Origin of the sequence: Arthrobacter cavernae (assembly GCF_017368795.1) — a bacterium.
Taxonomy (GTDB): domain Bacteria; phylum Actinomycetota; class Actinomycetes; order Actinomycetales; family Micrococcaceae; genus Arthrobacter; species Arthrobacter cavernae.
In genome coordinates, this window is sequence record NZ_JAFNLL010000096.1 from 1 (window position 1) to 1,985 (window position 1,985).

A 1,985-nucleotide genomic window follows, 5' to 3' on the forward strand; every position below is an offset into this window, starting at 1 on the left:
TGACTTCAACTTGGTTTGGTTCTGGCACGAATTTCGTGAATCGGGGATCGAACGAGGTTGCGGTCATGAGAGCAGGACTCTCTGCCTCAGGAGCTGGAAGCGGGTCCGGGCCGACATCCGCACCGCCTCGTCCACCCGGCACACCTGTTCCACCAGCACCTTGTCCAAGCGTGGGAACACCACCCGCAGCAGATCCTCACACAGTCGCAACGATCGCACCGCAGTGACGATCCGTCACCGTTCACGAAATTCGTGCCAGAACCCTTGGTGGTTCTGGCGCGAATTTCGTGAATCGGGGATCGGGCGTGGTTGCGGTCATGAGAGCAGGACTCTTTGTCGGAGGAGTTGGAAGCCGGCCCGGCCGAACATCTGGCGTTTGATCATTTTGATCCGGTTGATGTGCCCTTCAACGATGCCGGAGCTGTAGGGCAATGTCAGCCCGGTGATGACCGCGTCCCGGTCCCGGCCGACGCCGTTGGGGAAGGAGTGCAGGCCCGGCAGGGTGCCGATGCAGGCCTTGCCCAGCCAGCCCCGGAGCCGGTCGCCGCGCAGGCCGGCGAGCATGGCGGCGAAGCCGCGTACATGCGCGGTGGCTGACCCGGGCTCCGGGCAGTGGGCCGGCACGGCCCCGGGCCGGCCCCGCCCGTTCCCGCGCCGGCGCGCCGGGGGCAGACATGATCCAGCGGCCACTTGCCTGTCGGCGGCGCAGGGGCCGGCGCGGGGACGATTCCGGTGGCACGGAGCCCCGCAGGCAGGCCGATACCGTGCCGTAGCTGCCCCGGCAACCGGCTCGCGGTGATCTGCCGGTACAGCTCGGTGGTGCTGACCGGGCCCTCGCCCGGTCGCTGGTGCAGGCAGGGCTTGGAGGCACTGGGGATCGTCACCCGATTGGCCCAGGACGCGGCCGGCGCGTCCGCGCTGTCGGCGCGCGCATACTTGCGCACTGTGTTGCAGGCCAGGCCAGGCTCAAGCATGCGGGCGGCTGCCTGCATGCTGGTGCCCTGCCCGACCAGCCCGCGCACACAGCGTTCGTGCGTCCGCCCGGGCAGGACATGGCTGGCGGCGCAGTCGCCGGCAGCAGCCTCGCCGACCTCCCCGGGAGGCTTTTGACGGTCATCGGGGACTTGCTGCGCGGCGGACCCGGCCAGGCACAACCGGTGCCGGGCGACCTCCTTTTCCACGTGTTCTCCCAGGTTGTGCCACAGGTGCCAGCGGTCGGCGACCTGCACCGCTTCCGGCGCTCCGGCGCGGGCGCCCTCCGCACAGGCCCGGCCCGGTCGCGGCAGATGATCTGCGCGCCGGGGTGCCCGCGCAGCCATCCGGCGAAGGTGCCGGACTGCCGGTCCGGCAACAGGCCGGCGGGACGGCGGGAGCCGCAGCCGGCCGGGACCGTGACGCAGGCCTCGCGTTTGCGCAGCGCGAAGTCGTCCACCCCCAGCACGTTTGGCGCGCCGGCCGGAGCGGGGGCGGGCAGCAGCAGGCGGAGCAGGGTCCTCCTGCTCGCCGCCGCGGCCAGAACGGCGGTGAGCCTGGCCCCGGCCCGCCCGGCCAGGGCCAGGCCGACTGCCTGGAGCACCTTCACCGGCGCCGGGGTGCGCCGCCCGTAGCGGGCAGCCACGCCTTTGACCTGCTCGGAGAAAGTACGCCGGGAGCAGCCCGCCTCGCCGCAGAACAGGCGCCGCACCGACAACCCGGCGGCCACCGGCTGCCCGCCCACAGCGGTGTCCGCGACCCGGCGCCGGCAGCGGCTATGCACCCGCCGCGACAGCACCCCGCAGCCCGGGCCCGGGAACGCACTGTCCGCGCGGGTCCGGGCCGACACCCGCACCATCCCCTCCACCCGGCACACCCGCCCCGCCGGCACACTGTCCAAATGCGGGAACACCACCCGCAGCAAATCCCCACACAGTCGCAACGATCCCACCGCAGCAACAATCCGTCACCATTCACGAAATTCGTGCCAGAACCAAACCAAGTTGAAGTCA

At 71.2% G+C, this 1,985-nt stretch carries 1 protein-coding gene; it reads right to left on the reverse strand.

Annotated elements, in window-relative coordinates; all coding sequences use genetic code 11:
• Positions 1–315: 315 nt before the first annotated feature.
• Positions 316–624, reverse strand: coding sequence for a transposase (locus tag J1902_RS19980; protein ID WP_207617916.1), 309 nt, complete (start codon positions 622–624; stop codon positions 316–318).
• Between the last annotated feature and the right edge of the window lie 1,361 nt (positions 625–1,985).